Origin of the sequence: Flavobacterium sp. J372 (assembly GCF_024699965.1) — a bacterium.
In the GTDB taxonomy this organism is placed as follows: domain Bacteria; phylum Bacteroidota; class Bacteroidia; order Flavobacteriales; family Flavobacteriaceae; genus Flavobacterium.
Genome location: NZ_JAJOMZ010000004.1, coordinates 1,218,242 through 1,234,541, shown reverse-complemented (window position 1 = coordinate 1,234,541; position 16,300 = coordinate 1,218,242). Strand labels below are relative to the sequence as shown.

19 protein-coding genes and 1 pseudogene are annotated in these 16,300 nt (G+C 42.2%); 14 read left to right on the top strand and 6 right to left on the bottom strand.

Annotated elements, in window-relative coordinates; genetic code table 11:
- Positions 1-44 precede the first annotated feature (44 nt).
- Positions 45-1,931, top strand: a complete 1,887-nt coding sequence (gene htpG / locus LRS05_RS06190; protein WP_257867508.1) for a molecular chaperone HtpG — start codon at positions 45-47, stop codon at positions 1,929-1,931.
- A gap of 205 nt (positions 1,932-2,136) precedes the next feature.
- Positions 2,137-2,670 carry a lipocalin family protein gene (locus LRS05_RS06185; RefSeq protein WP_257867507.1) on the top strand — a complete coding sequence of 178 codons (534 nt, stop codon included), beginning with the start codon at positions 2,137-2,139 and terminating at the stop codon, positions 2,668-2,670.
- A gap of 47 nt (positions 2,671-2,717) precedes the next feature.
- On the opposite strand, the pseudogene LRS05_RS06180 reads toward LRS05_RS06185, so the two are convergent.
- Positions 2,718-3,171, bottom strand: a pseudogene (locus tag LRS05_RS06180) (GNAT family N-acetyltransferase).
- Between the two features lie 38 nt (positions 3,172-3,209).
- On the opposite strand from LRS05_RS06180, the gene LRS05_RS06175 reads away from it, so the two are divergent.
- Positions 3,210-3,986 (top strand): Fic family protein, encoded by a 777-nt coding sequence (locus LRS05_RS06175; RefSeq protein WP_257867506.1) that lies wholly within the window; start codon positions 3,210-3,212, stop codon positions 3,984-3,986.
- 63 nt (positions 3,987-4,049) lie between these two features.
- On the opposite strand, the gene LRS05_RS06170 is transcribed toward LRS05_RS06175, so the two are convergent.
- Positions 4,050-4,586, bottom strand: a complete 537-nt coding sequence (locus LRS05_RS06170) for a pyridoxamine 5'-phosphate oxidase family protein (RefSeq protein WP_257867505.1) — start codon at positions 4,584-4,586, stop codon at positions 4,050-4,052.
- Positions 4,587-4,735: 149 nt separating this feature from the next.
- Between LRS05_RS06170 and LRS05_RS06165 the strand changes: the two genes are divergently transcribed.
- On the top strand, positions 4,736-5,977 hold the full coding sequence (locus LRS05_RS06165; protein WP_257867504.1) for an ABC transporter permease: 1,242 nt from the start codon (positions 4,736-4,738) through the stop codon (positions 5,975-5,977).
- Between the two features lie 87 nt (positions 5,978-6,064).
- Here the strand turns inward: LRS05_RS06165 and prmC are convergent, their stop codons facing one another.
- Together prmC and LRS05_RS06155 are read right to left on the bottom strand one after the other, a co-directional pair.
- Positions 6,065-6,922 carry a peptide chain release factor N(5)-glutamine methyltransferase gene (gene prmC / locus LRS05_RS06160; RefSeq protein ID WP_257867503.1) on the bottom strand — a complete coding sequence of 286 codons (858 nt, stop codon included), beginning with the start codon at positions 6,920-6,922 and terminating at the stop codon, positions 6,065-6,067.
- 3 nt (positions 6,923-6,925) lie between these two features.
- Entirely contained in the window at positions 6,926-7,417 is a 492-nt protein-coding gene (locus LRS05_RS06155; RefSeq protein WP_257867502.1) for a GNAT family N-acetyltransferase, read from the bottom strand.
- Positions 7,418-7,463: 46 nt separating this feature from the next.
- Here LRS05_RS06155 and ribD point away from each other — a divergent pair, with 46 nt between their 5' ends.
- From ribD to LRS05_RS06125, 6 genes are all read left to right on the top strand, one after another.
- Positions 7,464-8,543 carry a bifunctional diaminohydroxyphosphoribosylaminopyrimidine deaminase/5-amino-6-(5-phosphoribosylamino)uracil reductase RibD gene (ribD, locus tag LRS05_RS06150; RefSeq protein ID WP_257867501.1) on the top strand — a complete coding sequence of 360 codons (1,080 nt, stop codon included), beginning with the start codon at positions 7,464-7,466 and terminating at the stop codon, positions 8,541-8,543.
- A complete protein-coding gene (locus LRS05_RS06145) occupies positions 8,536-9,153 on the top strand; it encodes an HAD family phosphatase (protein WP_257867500.1) in 618 nt (205 codons plus the stop codon). Before ribD ends, LRS05_RS06145 begins: the two co-directional genes overlap by 8 nt.
- Positions 9,154-9,257: 104 nt before the next feature.
- Positions 9,258-9,629, top strand: coding sequence for a YqcI/YcgG family protein (locus LRS05_RS06140; RefSeq protein WP_257867499.1), 372 nt, complete (start codon positions 9,258-9,260; stop codon positions 9,627-9,629).
- Positions 9,562-9,945, top strand: coding sequence for a guanitoxin biosynthesis heme-dependent pre-guanitoxin N-hydroxylase GntA (gene gntA, locus LRS05_RS06135; protein WP_257867498.1), 384 nt, complete (start codon positions 9,562-9,564; stop codon positions 9,943-9,945). Before LRS05_RS06140 ends, gntA begins: the two co-directional genes overlap by 68 nt.
- On the top strand, positions 9,923-10,504 hold the full coding sequence (locus LRS05_RS06130; RefSeq protein WP_257867497.1) for an urea carboxylase-associated family protein: 582 nt from the start codon (positions 9,923-9,925) through the stop codon (positions 10,502-10,504). Before gntA ends, LRS05_RS06130 begins: the two co-directional genes overlap by 23 nt.
- Positions 10,505-10,543: 39 nt before the next feature.
- Entirely contained in the window at positions 10,544-11,206 is a 663-nt protein-coding gene (locus LRS05_RS06125) for a YigZ family protein (RefSeq protein ID WP_308224839.1), read from the top strand.
- Here the strand turns inward: LRS05_RS06125 and LRS05_RS06120 are convergent.
- Entirely contained in the window at positions 11,203-11,601 is a 399-nt protein-coding gene (locus LRS05_RS06120; protein WP_257867496.1) for a thioesterase family protein, read from the bottom strand. The genes LRS05_RS06125 and LRS05_RS06120 overlap by 4 nt on opposite strands.
- Positions 11,602-11,789: 188 nt before the next feature.
- Between LRS05_RS06120 and dnaA the strand changes: the two genes are divergently transcribed.
- From dnaA to LRS05_RS06105, 3 genes are read left to right on the top strand one after another with little or no spacing between them, the layout of a single operon-like run.
- Complete coding sequence (gene dnaA, locus LRS05_RS06115) at positions 11,790-13,217, top strand: chromosomal replication initiator protein DnaA (protein ID WP_257867495.1); 1,428 nt, start codon at positions 11,790-11,792, stop codon at positions 13,215-13,217.
- A 1-nt stretch (position 13,218) separates the two neighbouring features.
- Positions 13,219-13,686, top strand: a complete 468-nt coding sequence (locus LRS05_RS06110; RefSeq protein ID WP_257867494.1) for a low molecular weight protein-tyrosine-phosphatase — start codon at positions 13,219-13,221, stop codon at positions 13,684-13,686.
- Positions 13,686-14,402 carry an SAM-dependent methyltransferase gene (locus LRS05_RS06105; protein WP_257867493.1) on the top strand — a complete coding sequence of 239 codons (717 nt, stop codon included), beginning with the start codon at positions 13,686-13,688 and terminating at the stop codon, positions 14,400-14,402. Before LRS05_RS06110 ends, LRS05_RS06105 begins: the two co-directional genes overlap by 1 nt.
- Here the strand turns inward: LRS05_RS06105 and LRS05_RS06100 are convergent.
- Positions 14,380-15,129 (bottom strand): phosphatidylcholine/phosphatidylserine synthase, encoded by a 750-nt coding sequence (locus LRS05_RS06100; RefSeq protein ID WP_257867492.1) that lies wholly within the window; start codon positions 15,127-15,129, stop codon positions 14,380-14,382. The two genes, LRS05_RS06105 and LRS05_RS06100, sit on opposite strands and share 23 nt — an antisense overlap.
- Positions 15,130-15,309: 180 nt before the next feature.
- On the opposite strand from LRS05_RS06100, the gene LRS05_RS06095 reads away from it, so the two are divergent.
- Positions 15,310-16,299, top strand: coding sequence for a PorV/PorQ family protein (locus LRS05_RS06095; protein WP_257869240.1), 990 nt, complete (start codon positions 15,310-15,312; stop codon positions 16,297-16,299).
- Position 16,300: the final 1 nt, after the last annotated feature.

Sequence of the window (16,300 nt, the reverse complement as noted above, 5' to 3'; positions counted from 1 at the left end):
TTCTTTTGACTGGCACAATATTGTAAACTTAAACAGATATTACTATGACAACAGGAAAAATCAATGTTTCGGTAGAAAACATCTTTCCCTTAATCAAGAAATTTTTATACAGCGACCATGAAATATTCCTTCGTGAGCTGGTTTCAAACGCTACAGACGCAACTTTAAAGCTGAAACACCTTACAAGCATAGGCGAGGCAAAGGTAGAATACGGCAACCCTGTAATTGAAGTTAAGATTGATAAAGAAGGTAAAAAACTCCACATTATTGACCAGGGTATTGGTATGACGGGTGAAGAGGTTGAAAAATACATCAACCAGGTGGCGTTCTCCGGAGCCGAGGAATTCCTTGAAAAATATAAAGATTCAGCTAAAGACAGTGGTATTATAGGCCACTTCGGGCTTGGTTTTTACTCGGCATTTATGGTAGCCGAAAAGGTGGAAATCATAACCAAATCATATAAAGATGAGCCTGCGGTACACTGGGTATGTGATGGCAGCCCTGAGTTTACGCTTGAACCGGCTGACAAGATTACACGTGGTACTGAAATAGTATTGCACATTGCTGAAGACTCAACTGAGTTTTTAGAAGAGGGACGTATTCGCGGACTACTGACCAAGTACAATAAGTTTATGCCGGTGCCAATTAAGTTCGGCACACGCAAAGAAACTTTGCCAAAACCGGAAGACGCTCCTGAAGATTATAAAGCGGAAGAAGTTGAAGTTGATAATATCATCAATAATCCTACCCCTGCATGGACTAAGCAGCCAAGCGATCTTACCGATGAAGATTACAAGCAGTTTTACCGTGAGCTGTACCCAATGCAGTTTGATGAGCCGCTTTTCAACATACACCTTAATGTAGACTATCCGTTTAACCTGACGGGTATATTGTACTTCCCGAAACTGTCGGCTGACCTGCAGATACAGAAAGATAAGATTCAGCTATACCAAAACCAGGTTTTTGTAACAGACAACGTTGAAGGTATAGTACCTGAATTCCTAACCATGCTGCGCGGTGTTATTGACAGTCCGGATATTCCGCTTAACGTGTCGCGCTCTTACCTGCAGGCCGATGGTGCTGTAAAGAAGATATCCAACTACATCACCCGTAAGGTTGCCGATAAGCTGAAGTCACTCTTCAATGAAAACCGGGAAGACTTTGAGCAGAAGTGGAACGATATAAAGATAGTTCTGGAGTATGGTATGCTAACAGAACCAAAATTCTACGAAAAGGCAGGAGCTTTTGTACTGTACCCAACTGTTGATGGTAAGTACTTCACCATTGAAGAGCTGAAGGAAAAACTGGCAGCTAACCACACCGATAAAGATGGTAAGCTGGTAGTGCTTTACGCTTCAAACAAAGATGCACAGCATAGCTTTATTGAAACGGCTAAAGGTAAAGGCTATGAGGTACTTTTGCTTGACTCGCCAATAATATCACACGTGATACAAAAGCTTGAGGCTGATAATGAAAACCTGACATTTGCACGTGTTGATGCCGACCATATTGACAGGCTCATTAAAAAAGATGAGGAGCAGATCTCTAAGCTAAGCGATGAAGAAAAGGACAAACTAAAAAACGTACTTGAAGAAATAGTACCGAAACAAACTTACAGCGTTCAGCTTGAGGCGATGGATAGCAGTGCGGCGCCGTTTATCATTACGCAGCCGGAATTTATGCGCCGTATGAAAGAGATGAGCCAAAGCGGCGGAGGCGGTATGTTCGGTATGGGCAGCTTCCCTGAAATGTATAATCTTGTAGTGAACACCAATCATGAGCTGAGCGGAAGTATACTGAATACCGAAGACAAATCTCACCAGGAGGCATTGGTAAAGCAGGCGCTTGATCTTGCCAAGCTTAGCCAAAACCTACTGAAAGGTGAAGAGCTTACCGCATTCGTAAAACGCAGCTTTGAAATGATAAAATAGTACTAAGACATTAGTATTAAGAACCCGTAGTGAAAGCTGCGGTTTTTTTTTGTTCAGGATTATGCAAGCCATCTGGAAAATGATGTAATGCTTAGAAAAAAGAAGTTTACAGGTGCCGGTTTCAGGTTAAAGCGGTGTTAAGCCTTACTTTTTGCGGGTTTGCAGTAGCCTACTTTTGGCGTAACAAACTTTAATTCTAATAACTATGAAAAATTTCAGATTACTGATGATGGCGGTGGCAGGATGCCTGGCTTTCACGTCATGTTCAGACGATGACAATGACACTAACATGAACAACGGCAACCAGAATGCCGATCTTACCGGCACATACCGTATGACAAGCTGGAATGCTCCTATGGCTGCTGATTTTAACGGTGACGGCGTATCGGGCACAAATATGATGACAGAAAGCAACTGCTACAACAACTCTATGATGACTGTAAATAATGACGGTACATATACCATGACGTATAATACCATGAACATTAACAACGGAACTTCATCATGCGGCACTGAGACTACTGCAGGAACATGGACACGCAACGGAAACTCTTTCGCTACAAGCCACATGTCGGGCGGGCAGAGCATGAACACCAACTACAGCTTTGCATCAGGTACAGGCGCGGGCGGCACAACACTTACACGCAGTATGAACAACTGGCAATACCCTAGCATGGACATTGATGGCAACATGATGTATAGTACCGGTAACGTAAATATGGTTATGACGAGACAATAAGCCTGGTTACTTTTTTTGGAGAACCCGTAGTGAAAGCTGCGGGTTTTTTATTCCAATCCCTTCTCAAAACAAACGCTGCTCTCTACATTAGCATACTGCCCATAGTTTGATATGATGGTATAGCCATTCTTTTTGTAAAGGCCAATGGCCTCGGGCTGCCTTACACCGGTTTCAAAGGATGCATTTCGTGTAGCCTAGCCCTGCGGCCCACTTTTCCAGTTCGGCTAAAATTAGTGATGCTATACCCCTGCCTCTGTACTCTTCAGGTACATACATTCGCTTAACTTCAGCTACACCCGTTTCATATTCTTTAATGGCGCCGCAGCCTGCAGCAGTATTACCGTTATACGCTACAATCACATGTTTTATAGCAGCAATTTTATTGAACTGTGCAAAAAAGGCATGCTCGTCACCATCGCGTAGGGCGAGATCTTTGTCTAGTTCTACAACAAGTTTTTGAAAATCCGGGTTTGATGAATCGGTTCGTGTTAATGTGTACATAGCAATTATTTAGGTATAAAAATAAGTATATTTGAGATATGGCAATACAACTCCAAATCATCCCGACAGACTTATTAGAAGACTTTAAACAGGCGATTCCTGAAAACGCATTTGTAAATTTTGAAAATCTTGCTGAAAGTAAATTGTCAACAGCAACGTTTGATTTTTACACATCGGTATCGGCGGTATTTTCATCAAAGATTGAAGGCGAAGATATCGACCTTGATTCTTTTATCAAACATAAAAAAATGGGTGTACAGTATCAGCCTGATTATACCCGGAAAATTGATGATTTATATGAGGCATACGCATTTGCTCAGGATAATAATCTTGATGAGCTGGGAGTAAATTATGCCCATACTCTAATAACGAGAAATATTTTGCAGGAAACACATCGTGGAAAATATCGCAACAGCAACATGTATGTAATTACAGATGATGGTAAGATAGATTACGTTGCTGCCGACCCCCAGGATATTGTAAAAGAAATTGCGAAACTTTACTACGACATTAAGATATTGCTTGACGAAAACTTAAGTTTTGAGGAGGTGTTATATTTCGCTTCTATGATTCATCTGGTATTTGTAAAAATACATCCTTATGAAGACGGAAACGGACGCACGGCAAGGCTGCTTGAAAAGTGGTTCCTTGCCCAAAAGCTTGGCCAGAAGGCGTGGTATATCACATCTGAAAAGCATTATTATGAAAACCATCAATTATATTACCGCAACATCAGGACGCTTGGTATAGAATATAATGAGCTTGACTACAGTAAAGCCCTTCCATTTACATTAATGCTTGCAAATGGATATTGAACAAAAAAGGCCGCCTTTACAGGCAGCCCACTCTTAAATCTCAATTCTTAAATCTTAATTTGCTTACGGCTTAATTGTCCCTTCAACACTGTCGTCAAGAGTTTGGCCGGTTAAAGCGCCAAACGCCATTTTAGCGAAGGCCACAGCATTACCATGTTTAGTGTCCCAGTAGTAGCCGTCTTCAGGAGTAAATTTTATTACTGTGATGCGCGGGTCATCTTCACCTTCGGTAAACCAGGTCTTCATGATAGGATCCCACAACTCTTTAATCTTTGCTTTATCACGGCTTATGCTTGCCGAACCATATAAAGTAAGGAAATCACTATGCGCCGAGCCCTGGAAAAACATCTGCACTTTAGGGTCTTCGGCAATATGTTTATTTTTGTGTGAATCGTCAGCGCTAAGGAAATACATATTTCCGTGGTCGTCAATTTCTTCAGGTCCCATTGGGCGGGCATCAACCATGCCGCCGGTTGTAATCTTAGTACAGAAAAAACCTGCCCCGGCAGATTTTGCCAGTTCCTTAATTTTGTCAACAGCTTCTTTGCCGCTTAAATGCTTAGTGTTATCTTCCGGTTGTTGTTTGTTGATAGAGTCCATACGTTAGTGTTATTTGTTTATTTACACTAAGTTACCATGTATATTAATTAACACGTGTTAGGGTAATGCTAAAGTTACCGCTGTAAGTTTTTACAGGCTATTTTTTTATGTAAACCGCAATCACTACTTTAGTAGCATAATAAACCATTATGTTCCGCCTTTTTCGCGAAAATTCAAAAATAGCCATAGACTCTATCAGGAGCCAGATACTGCGCAGTACACTAACTGTCATAATCATGGGCATAGGCATTATGGCGTTGGTGGGTACGCTCACGCTGGTTGCCATTCTGCAAAGCAGCATCATCGGGAATTTTGCCTCGATGGGCGCCAATACCTTTACCATCTCGCGTTATGATTTTTCAGACCAGATAAACCGCCAGGGCAATGATGTAAAAGTAAACCCAATTATATCATACCCGGAAGCAAAGGCTTTCCAGGACGAATATATTTTCCCGCTTTCAACAGTATCCCTTTCTTTTACAGCTGCATCAAACGTTGAGGTAAAGAGCGAGGGCCGAAAAACCGATCCTGAAATTACAATTCTGGGCGCTGATGAATATTTCATCCCGAACAGTGGGCTTGAAGTTACCAAAGGCCGAAACTTCAACAATTTTGATATCAGCAACAATAATTATGTGTGCATACTTGGCTCTGATTTTGAGAAGGGGCTTTTTAAAGACATGAACCCTTTGGGCCAAACGGTTTCAATACGCGGGGCGAGGTTCAAGGTTATAGGCGTTTTGAAAGAGCGCGGCTCAACCTTTGGGTCGCGGCAGGATTTACGCCTTATAATACCCATACAGCTGGCCCGCTCGCTGTTTACTGCACCGAATATTGACTACGAGATAAAGGTGATGACAGGCCAGGGCGCTATGCTTGATGATGCTGTTGATGAGGCCATACTCACCATGAAGCGCGTGAGGAAGCTGAAGCCCGTTGCCGACAATAATTTCGGGATTGAGCGCAGTGACGACCTTATGCAGACATTGCTTTCAGAAATTTCAGCGCTTGGGGTAGCCGCCTGGTTTATAGGTATAATTACCGTTTTCGGATCTTCAATAGCGCTCATGAATATCATGCTGGTATCTGTAACCGAACGTACACGGGAAATTGGCGTGAGAAAATCTCTTGGAGCAAACCGAAGCACCATTGCTATGCAGTTTTTTACAGAGACGCTTATAATCAGTTTCATCGGAGGCTTGCTGGGGCTCGTACTCGGTTTGATAGCGGGCTTTGGCCTTTCGCTGCTTTTTAAAATGCCGTTTGTTATCCCGTGGGTTGCCATTACAGCTGCCATGGTTACTGTAATTATTGTGGCGATTGTATCGGGGTCGTATCCTGCTGTAAAAGCCTCAAGGCTAGATCCTGTGGAAGCGCTGCGTTACGAATAGTTCTCAGTCGCAGTCGCAGTCGCAGTTTCAGTTATTTACAGCACTATTTACTGAGACCTCAAACTGCTACTCTTTATCTGTACTTGCCTACTGTGACTGCGACTGAAAACTTCTAATCATCCTGTCATTACCCATCAGGTCTTTTCGCAATACAATATTTTTGAAACCTTCCGCTTCAAGCATCGCTAAAGTTTCCTGCCCGAGATATTGGTTGATTTCGAAATAGAGCCTGCCATCGGGTTTGAGGTACTTTTTTGCAAGCCGGGCTATTTTACGGTAAAAAAGCAGCGGATCATTATCTTCCACAAAAAGCGCCAGGTGCGGCTCGTGCTCCAGTACATTAGGTTTTATCTCTGCTTTTTCGAGGTGCCTTACGTAAGGCGGGTTTGACACTATAATATCATATTTTTGAGGAAATGATTCTGCCTCAAGAATATTAAGCAGATGGAAATAGATATCAACGTCATTCTTTCTGGCATTTTCTTTTGCAACGGCAAGCGCTTCTTCAGAAACATCAATAGCTGATACTTCTGTACCTTTCAGATTTTTTGCAATGCTTATCGCGATGCAGCCGCTGCCCGTACCTATATCCAGAATTTTTAAATACTGTGGATTTTGTATATCGTTAATAACCCATTCCACCAGCTCTTCAGTTTCAGGACGGGGAATCAGGGTATTTTCATTTACTTTAAACTCCAATCCATAAAAATGGGCTTTCCCGAAAATGTATTGAATCGGCCTTTGTGCTTCAAGCTGCGAAAGCACTTCGCTCCATTTTTCAATCTCATTACCTGTCATTTCGTAATCGGGATTTATGGCAACGTCAATACGCTTCCATCGCTTTAGTTCTTCAAGCGTGATGGCAAAAAAATTCTCTGCCTCCATCGCGTCATAAAGTTCTGATAGCTTTTGAAGAAAGTAGGTACGATAATCTTTAATCTTCATTTGTTAAAGAAGTGTTAAGTCCTTTACCATCCATACAGGGCATTCGGTATGGCCTGTATCACCCATTGGAGCATCAAGATACTTAAATCCTGATTTCAGATAAAGCTTTTGGGCATTTTGCATGTATGGCATGGTTTCAAGGTAGCACCTTTCAAAGCCAAAATCAAGCGCTGAGGCCAGGCATTTCTGCATCATAGTTTCACCAAGGCCTTTGCCCCTGGCTTCAGCCAAGAAATACATCTTTTGTAACTCACAGGTATCTTCGGCCCCGCCCTCCAATGGCGCTATGCCTGCTCCGCCTAGTATTTTCGCATCCTCTTCAACCACGTAATATACTGATTTTGAAGCATCATACTTTTCAAACATCCAATCGAGTGAAACATCGGCATAGGCTGTCCCTACCTTTGGTACATTATGCTCAAGCAGCACATTGCGTATTACAGATGCTACTTCGGCATTATCTTTTTGTTCAATTTTCCTGATTATTACAGCCATTTTGCAAAGCTAAGGGTTTCTGCATAACTTTTGTAACTTTGGGCTTATGCAAGAATCCGTTCACGAACAATTTATGCGCCGCTGCCTTCAACTAGCCGAAACGGGTTTGCGTGCTGCTATGCCGAACCCTTCGGTTGGAGCGGTATTAGTATACAACGGGAGGATTATTGGTGAAAGCTTTACCTCCCCCTATGGCGGGCCTCATGGCGAAGTGAACTGCATTAATTCGGTAAAGCCCGAAGATATACAACTTATACCTGACTCTGTATTATACGTAAGCCTTGAGCCCTGCTCACATTTCGGGAAGACACCACCATGTTCAGACCTGATCATCCAGCATAAAATTAAAACCGTAGTTATCGGCACATCAGACCCTAATCCGTTAGTGGCGGGCCGGGGTATCGAAAAATTAAAAACAGCAGGATGTACAGTAATTGCAGGTGTTTTAGAAGATGAATGCCGTGCAATGAACCGTCGCTTTTTTACTTTTCACGAAAAAAAGCGCCCATATGTTATTCTGAAATGGGCCCAAAGCGCTGATGCATTTCTGGCACCGCTAAAAAATTCTGTGACTCTTGATGCAGATATTGAGGCACTAAAGCCCGTGTGGATCACCAACACATACTCTCGCCAACTGGTACATAAATGGCGTAGTGAAGAAGCTGCTATATTAGTTGGCACCCATACCGTATTGGAAGATAACCCTTCGCTTGATGTTCGCGACTGGACCGGGTCAAACCCTATTCGTATTGTTCTTGACCGCAGTGGCAGGATTACCGAAGATTTTTCTGTTAAAAATCAGAAAATAAAAACAATTGTCTTGACAGAGCAAGATGGTTTGACTAACTTAGAGAATCTCATTTATGAGCCGACAGCCTTTGATGAAAACCTGGCTGCCAATGTTTTAAATGTATTATACAGATATAGCCTGCTTTCGGTAATTATTGAGGGCGGCAACAAAACACTTGAGACATTTATAACTGCAAAGTTATGGGATGAGGCACGGATTTTTACCGGGGCGCCTTATTTGGGTGATGGAGTAAAAAGCCCTGAGATTACAGGCAATGCAGCTTCTGCAATGATGATTAAAGAAGATAAACTGACAATATTGAAACGCCATGATTAATACAATTATCTTTGATTTCGGTGATGTATTTATAGATAAAAACAAAGATGCCAAAACAAAGCGCTTTGCCGAACTTGGCCTTAAAGACTGGCCGCCAGCTCTCGACAATATGGAGACAATGCTTGAAACAGGCAGGATTGACGCAACCACATTTCTTAAAGGTATACAACAATACATTCCTACTGTTTCGATAGATGAAATCAAGGAAGCATGGAACCTGGGCATTGGCGAATTTCCTTTGTACAGGCTTGAATTCCTGCAGAAGCTGGCTGAAAACTATACGCTTTTCCTGCTGAGCAATACAGACCCGATTCACATTGAGAAATTTGAGCAGGATACAGGTGAATCGTTCTATGGCGATTTTTACAGATGTTTTGAGGCTGTTTATTTTTCACACGAGATAGGCCACCGTAAACCCGCTGAGGAAGCATTTTATTATCTTATAAACAAACATGAGCTGCAGCCTAAGCGGACTTTGTTTGTTGATGATAAGAAATATAATACTGATGCCGCCGAAACGCTTGGTTTCCAGATATGGAACCTTGAGGTTGGTAAAGAAGATGTAGTTGAGCTCTTTGACAAAAAAATCATTTCGCCTGACGAACCCTGATCTTCAGCTTCAACTCATAAACCTTTCATAAAAAGCCTAAGATTACGCTAAAAAGCTTGTATTCACAGGGATTCATAGCGAATTTAGTTGAAAAATTAAAGGCTATGACTACCGATTTTGAGATAAAAGAAGACTGGCTTGCCCATATTGAAAATACGGAATTTCCGTGTGTTGCAGCAAAAGCAGCACTGGTAAAAGAGCAGTTGAACGTGATGGTTGCCGGCCATATGGCATGCCCGAAAGATGACAGGGCTATACTTGACTTCATATATAACTTTACTGATAATTACTGCAAATCAGATAAAATGTTCCATAGCGCGGTTGTTATATTTCCGCAACCTGAAATTTACAGCGAGCAAATGTTCAGCCAGTTTTTCTGGTCAAGGCTGCAGGCGCTGTCAGACCTTGATGCAGTGGACTATGAGTATGACCATCGTGTGGACCCTGGACCCGCATTCAGAAAATTTCAGTTTTAGCCTTAAAGGTGAAGCCTTCTTTGTGATAGGCATGCACCCGGCAGCCAGCAGGCCTGCGCGCAGGTTTAAATACCCTGCAATGGTTTTTAATCCGCATGCGCAATTTGAGCAGCTGCGTGACGCCAACCAATATAAGAAAATGCAGAACATCATCAGGAAACGCGATACAGCACTGGCGGGCGATATCAACCCGATGCTGACAGATTTCGGCGATAAATCTGAAGCTTACCAATACACCGGTGAAAAGCTGCCCGAAAGCTGGAAATGCCCATTACATATAAATCATTCAGGAAATGCACATAATAAATCCGCGTAGCGGCACATCATTTATCTTAAAAAAAGGCCAGCGCCTTAAGGTTACCGATATAAAAGGAGAACAGGTAAGCGACCTGCTTTGCTTCAATCTTCATGATAAAAAAGAGTACCTTTCATCAGGCCGAACTATAGATTACGCCGAAACAATATTCCTAACAACCGGCCACCCTTTTTACAGCAACCGAAGTAATATAATGTTCCGTATTGTGGAAGATACTGTAGGCCGCCATGATTTTTTGCTTACCCCATGCAGTAAAGATACCTTCAGGATTATTTACGGGCATGAGAACCCGCACAAGGGCTGCTTTGGAAATCTTTGTGAAGCGCTGGCTGAGTATGGCATTGAGCCTGATGATATCCCTATCACCTTCAATGTATTTATGCATGTGGCTGTGGATGGTGCAACAGGTAAAGTTGATGTCCTTCCTCCAAAAAGCAATGCCGGCGACTATATCATCATTGAGGCCGTAATGGATTTGATTGTGGGATTGACCGCATGCTCAGCAGAGATGAGCAACAACGGTAGCTTTAAGCCAATTGGATATGAGGTGATGCAGTAACTGTTGCATTTGAATCACTGATGAAATACCTTTGCCGTAATGGCAAATCAGGAAACCGACACTTACAAAACCCTTGCTGCTCCTTCAGAAGAAACGCTATTTAAAGAAAAGAACAGCAAGTTCTATGGCTATGCTTTTCCCATAAGTACTGAAGATGACGTAAAGCCTATCCTTGAAAACCTGCGGAAGAAACACACCGGCGCAGGGCATTTTTGCTATGCTTTCCAAATTGGAACGGATAAGCTCTACTACCGAGCCAATGATGACGGCGAACCAAACAATTCTGCCGGAATGCCCATCTACGGGCAGATACAATCATTTGGGGTGACAAATGTTCTGATGGTGTCAGTTCGCTACTTTGGAGGAGTAAAACTGGGCGTAGGGGGGCTTATTTCAGCTTATCGGCTGTCAGCCCAAATGGCACTCGAGGCTTCTGAAATTATTGAAAAAACCATTGATGTTCATTATACCATTAAGTTTGGCTATACCGACATGAATAAGGTAATGCGGGTTATTAAAGAAAAGAATCTGAATATTATTTCACAAAAAATGGAAAACGACTGTGAAATTATCGTGGCCGCAAGAAAAAAAATGCCCCAATGGTACTTGAGGCATTTGAGCAATTGCATACAGTTAGTATCAAAAGCCCCCAGCCCCCCAAAGGGGGAGTTTGAGTCGGAGCAATTCCCCTTTCGGGATTAGTGGGCTATCTTTTCTATAACATAATCAGGAGGTAAAACTGGCCGGCCTGTTTTCATATCTACAAACACAAGTACCGAGTTGCCTGTTGTTAATAACTCACCTTTCTCGCTGTAAATTTCATAGTCAAATTCTATCTTGACAGACTCCTGCTTTTTTAAGATAGTTCTTACAGTAAGCAGGTCATCATACCGGGCAGGTTTTTTATAATTTAATGTTAAAGATACTACCGGCAGCATAATTCCGTTCTTTTCCATATAGGCATAACTAAGTCCCAGATTTCGAAGCCATTCAACCCGCCCCATTTCGAAGTATTGCGCGTAATTTCCGTGATAAACCACTCCCATCTGGTCTGTTTCTGCATAGCGCACACGTACTTTAAATTCGTGAAAATTCATATTTTTTGATTGTTAATTTTTTATTAATTTTTCTTAAATATGCTTACAATATTTTTTTTATAAAATCAACATGCAAACAATTTTTTTTTAAAAATTTTTATCTAATATTTGTTCTCCCAAAGCAGAAGAAAATGTATCTGTTTCTTTTGTAAGAACAACCTTTAATTAAACAAAATTATTCAGGATCTATGGTAAAAACTGCGCAATCGGTATGGGAGAACTGTCTCGTTTTCATAAAAGACAATATCCAGGATCAGGCTTATAAGACCTGGTTTGAGCCAATTAGGGCAGTTGAGCTGACAGACAGTGCACTATATATCCAGGTGCCTTCAAAGTTCTTTTATGAATGGCTTGAAGAGCACTACGTAAAATTGCTTAAGGTTGCCCTGACAAAAGAACTTGGCAGCAGCGCAAAGTTACTCTATAAAATTAAAATGGAGAACACTTACGGCAACAAACAGCCCTTTACAGAGCAGTTGCCAAGCGCCCATCGTGCCCCTGTAAAACCACAGGAGGTTGATGTGCCGCTGCAGAACAAAAATCCCGAACTGAAGAACCCTTTCGTGATTCCCGGAATTCGAAATCTTAAGATAGAATCGCAGCTAAATGCCAATTACAGCTTTGAGAATTTCCTTGAGGGAGACTCTAACAGGCTGGCGCGTTCGGCAGGTTTGGCGGTTGCTAACAAGCCGGGCGGAACATCGTTCAACCCGCTCCTTATATTTGGCGGTGTAGGATTAGGCAAAACACACCTTGCACATGCCATTGGTGTTGATATTAAGGAGAAATATCCTGAGAAGACCGTTCTTTATATCTCTGCCGAAATATTTACACAACAATATATAGATTCTGTTAAGCGCAATACAAGGAATGACTTTATTCATTTTTACCAGCTTATCGATGTACTTATTATAGACGATGTACAGTTCCTTTCGGGTAAAACCGGTACGCAGGATGTGTTTTTCCACATCTTCAACCACCTGCACCAAAACGGAAAACAGGTTATCCTGACATCAGACAAAGCGCCTGTTGACATGCAGGATATTGAACAGCGACTGCTGTCCCGCTTTAAATGGGGCCTTTCGGCAGAGTTGCACCAGCCTGACTACGAAACACGTATCTCAATCCTGAACAATATATTGTATCGTGATGGCGTTGAAATGCCTGAAGAGATTATTGAGTATGTTGCCAAGAACATCAAAAGCAACGTACGGGAGCTTGAGGGCGCAATCATATCACTTATTGCACAATCGTCTTTCAATCACCGCGAAGTGACCATTGAGCTTGCCAAGCAGGTTGTAGAGAAATTTGTAAAGAATGTAAAGCGAGAAATATCAATAGACTATATACAAAAAGTAGTGTCAGACTACTTTCAGCTTGATGTAGATACGCTTCAGTCTAAAACACGCAAGCGCCATGTGGTACAGGCACGGCAGCTGGCTATGTTCTTTGCAAAGAAGTTCACAAAAGCATCACTTGCCAACATCGGCTCTCAGATTGGCGACCGTGACCATGCTACAGTTCTCCATGCCTGCAAAACAGTTGACAACCTTGTAACTACAGATAAGCAGTTCCGCAAGTTTGTAGAAGACATCAACAAGAAACTCTCTTTATAAAATGCCTGTTAAGATTTTGATGGTATGCCTCGGGAACATTTGCCGCTCTCCGCTGGCAGAAGGTATATTGCAGTCAAAATTACCTGCAGATAAATTTATTGTTGACTCTGCCGGAACAGGCGACTGGCATGTTGGCCAAGGCCCTGATAAGCGCTCTGTTGCTACAGCAAAGGGCCGCGGGATTGACATTAGCTGCCAGAAAGCACGCCAATTGAAACCCTCTGACTTTACGGAGTTTGACCATATCTACGTAATGGATGCATCGAACTATAAAGATGTAACCAAACTGGCTCCCGATGCCGAAGCGAAAGCCAAAGTAAAGCTGATGATGGACGAGGTTTTCCACGGAAAAAATATAGATGTACCTGACCCATACTGGAGCGAGCAGGATGGTTTTGAAAATGTGTATGACATGCTTGACCAGGCGTGTAGCATTGTTGCCGACAAACTTATAAAAGAGCATTCGTAATGCCTGCCGGTAAACTTTATCTCCTACCCGTGCCGCTTGGCGATGAAGGCAATGCCAGCGAAGTATTGCCGGAAACCGTAGCACGTTCAATAGACTTCATAGACAATTATATCGTTGAGAACGAGAAGACAGCGCGCCGCTTCATCAAGGCAATACTTCCATCCAAAAAACAGCCTGATCTAAAACTTTCAGTACTGAACAAACATACGGAAGTGAGTCAGCATGCAGGTTTTTTGCAGCCCTGCATTGAGGGTAAAAACGTTGGCCTGATGAGTGAAGCAGGGTGTCCCGGTGTTGCCGACCCCGGTGCGGCGATTGTAAAATTGGCCCATGAAAAAGGCATTCAGGTAGTGCCATTGGTTGGCCCCTCGTCTATCCTGTTGGCACTTATGGCTTCAGGTATGAATGGACAAAGCTTTGCCTTCAACGGTTACCTGCCGATAGAAAAAAGTGATAAAAAGGCAGCATTTAAAAATCTTGAAAAATTATCATACGATAAAAATCAGGCACAAATTTTTATGGAAACACCATACCGTAACAATAAAATGCTTGAGGATGTATTGGCTACGCTGCAACCCAACACGCACTTGTGCATCGCGGCAGACATTACACAACCTACTGAATACATAAAAACAAAAACAGTTGCGCAGTGGAAAAAAGAAAAGGTTGACCTGCACAACAGGCCATGTATCTTTATACTGCAGAAGATGTCCTAAACCTATTGGTGATTACAGACAGCAGGATGTAGAAGATAATGATAAGCGGTATTGCTTTGTACTGGAAGAAAAACAGCAGCAATACTGACACTACTAAAAACACCACCTGAATTTTATTGGTTTCCCAATTAAAGTATTTTACCTTAAGTGAAAACAGTCGTATTTCTGAATTTAGAAGAAAAGCGCTGACAAAAGCAATCCCTACCAAAACATAAGGATTACTAAGCGCGCTGAAAACCCACCCATCTCCATCGCTGTGAATTTGTATAACTGGAAGGCTCATTATAAACAAAGCATTAGCTGGTGTTGGGAGGCCGATAAAAGAATCTGTCTGGCGTGTGTCAACATTAAACTTGGCGAGTCTGTAGCATGAAGCAAGTGTTATTATAAATGCAACATAAGGCAGCATTCCCATATACATATTTTCTTCGCTAAGGTTCATTTCGTCCTGAATATCAGCAATGCCTACAAGCATCTGGAACATTACCAGTCCCGGAACAACGCCGCTTGTAACCATGTCGGCAAGCGAGTCAAGCTGCAGGCCTATAGGGCTTTGCGCCTTAAGGATACGGGCGAAAAAACCATCCCAAAAATCAAAAAATATACCCATAGTCACCCAAAAAAAGGCCATTTGGTAATTAGTGTCAAAAGCATAGATGAGGGCTATAAGTCCTGAAGACAGGTTTAGAAGTGTAATTATGTTAGGGATTTGCTTCTTTACCGACATATTATTGATTTTATACCACAAAGTTAACACAATAACTTCATAGAAACGGAGTTTACTAATTGAGATTTTTATGTCATATTTGCACAAATTATTGCATTGAAAAGGATATTCACCGTTTTTGTACTTTTTTTAACGCTCCCCTCATTCAGCCAGGCGATACGTAAATACTCCAATGAATTCATGAACATTGGTGTTGATGCTGCCGCATTGGGAATGAGCAATGCTGTTACGGCCCATACCGCCGATGTGAATTCCGGGTACTGGAACCCTGCCGGACTTTTGAAAGTAGAAGATAAACAAATAGCCCTGATGCATGCCAGCTACTTTGCCAATATTGCACAATATGATTATGCAGCTTTTGCTATGCCAATAGACCAGCGGAGCGCTTTCGGAATATCGGTAATACGCTTCGGTGTTGATGACATACTTAACACTACCCAGCTTATTGACAGCGAGGGTAATATCGACTACAACCGAATCAGCCTGTTTTCGGCGGCAGATTATGGGGTGACACTTTCTTACGCACGTTCACTTCCGCTTGACGGTTTAAATTACGGTATCAATGCCAAGGTGATTCGCCGTATTATTGGTGATTTTGCCAATTCATGGGGATTTGGTTTTGATATCGGGCTACAGTACCAAACAAAGAATGACTGGCAGATTGGCCTTATGTTACGCGACATTACCACAACCTACAACGTGTGGCAGATTGATGAGGAAGAATTCCAGACCATAAAAGATGCTGTACCCGGTGAAAACCAGGAACTACCCGAGATTACAGAGATAACAGCGCCAAAAGCCCAGCTTGGGTTTGCCAAAAAGTTCACCATCCGCTATGATTATACTATACAAGCAGCTGTAAACCTGAACATGCAGTTCGCACAGACTAATGACATAATATCAAGTGAAATTGTTAGCATCGACCCTGCTGTAGGGTTTGAAGCGGGTTATATTGATTTAGTATATTTGAGAGCAGGGGTTGGCAATTTCCAAAACCTGAGAGAAATTGACAATTCTACCCGCGTTGGCTTCCAGCCGAATATAGGGCTTGGTTTTAAGTACAAAGGTATACAGGTTGATTACGCATTAACTGATATTGGTGACCAAAGTGCGGCTTTATATTCTAATATCTTTTCACTTAAAGTTGATTTAGGTATCTTTAGGCGATAAA